Source organism: Paenirhizobium naphthalenivorans, assembly GCF_007992095.1.
Taxonomy (GTDB): domain Bacteria; phylum Pseudomonadota; class Alphaproteobacteria; order Rhizobiales; family Rhizobiaceae; genus Allorhizobium; species Allorhizobium naphthalenivorans.
Genome location: NZ_BJZP01000098.1, coordinates 1 through 1,285, shown reverse-complemented (window position 1 = coordinate 1,285; position 1,285 = coordinate 1). Strand labels below are relative to the sequence as shown.

Annotated in this window: 1 protein-coding gene; it reads right to left on the bottom strand. The window is 59.2% G+C overall.

Going from position 1 to position 1,285, the window contains the following annotated elements; all coding sequences use genetic code 11:
- Window positions 1-1,077 (bottom strand): IS630 family transposase (locus RNA01_RS23300; protein WP_147182450.1); only part of this gene is annotated, 1,077 nt, incomplete at its 3' end.
- Window positions 1,078-1,285 lie beyond the last annotated feature (208 nt).

Below are 1,285 nucleotides of genomic sequence, written 5' to 3'. Positions count from 1 at the left end.
GTGGATTGATTCCAACGTTTGGTGCCCACGCCTGACTGCGGCAATGATGTCGTCCGGGTCTGCTTTCCAGATGAATGGCTTTGGTTCGCGGTTGTGTTCCTTGACGAAGCGGTTGATGGCCGCCTGCAGGTCTACGACGGAGTGGAAGACGCCGTGCTTCAGGCGCCGGCGCGTTAGTTTCGCGAAGAAGCCTTCGACAGCGTTGAGCCAAGAGCAGGATGTCGGGACGAAGTGGAAGGTCCAGCGCGGATGCCTTGCCAGCCAGGCGCGGACCTTCGGCTGCTTATGCGTCGCGTAGTTATCGAGAATGACGTGGACGGCTTTGTCTTTCGGCAGTTCCGCCTCAATGGCGTTGAGGAAGCGAATGAACTCCTGATGTCGGTGGCGCTGCATGTTTCGACCGATCACCGATCCGTCGAGAACATTGAGGGCGGCAAACAGGGTGGTGGTGCCATGGCGCTTGTAATCATGGGTCATCGTGCCGGCACGTCCTTTCTTGAGCGGCAGGCCCGGCTGGGTCCGGTCGAGCGCCTGGATCTGGCTCTTCTCATCAACCGACAAGACAATGGCGTGGGCCGGCGGGGAGACATAGAGACCGACGACGTCGTGAAGTTTCTCGGCAAACGCCTTGTCATTCGACAGTTTGAAGCTGCGCCAGCGGTGCGGCGCAAGACCATGCTCATGCCAGATCTTCACGACCGAAGAGGCTGCAATCCCAACAGCCTTGGCCATCGCACGAACGGTCCAGTGCGTTGCTTCCTGTCGAGGCGTCTCAAGCGTCAGTGCCACGACCCGCTCAACGAGTTCGCCATCAAGCGGCGCAATGCCGGGCGGCCTGCTCTTGTCGCGCAACAGCCCATCGACCCCCTCGGACATGAAACGCTCCTGCCAGCGCCAGACGCAGGGTTTGGATTTCCCCGTAGCCTCCATGATGGCAACCGTTCCCAGTCCCTCGCCGCTCATCAATACGATCTTCGCCCGCCAAACATGTTTCTGGGCAGAGGTCGGGGCAGCAATGATGGCTTCAAGCCGAGTTCGGTCGGAGGCGGTGACGTCAAATGTAATCCCTGTGCGCATCCCCAAACGTCGCACAACTCCCGCCGATCGGGAATCCCACACCGGAATCTTTCGTCGCGATCAATCCACTAGCGTGTTCACCGCAATGCGCAATAATCATCGTGAGGAAATCCATGCCACGCCGTGCAGCCGTCAAATCTCAGATCCCGACGCGGGAACGCATTCTGGATGCAGCCATCTTCCGTTTCTCCCGTCAATCCTATGAAAC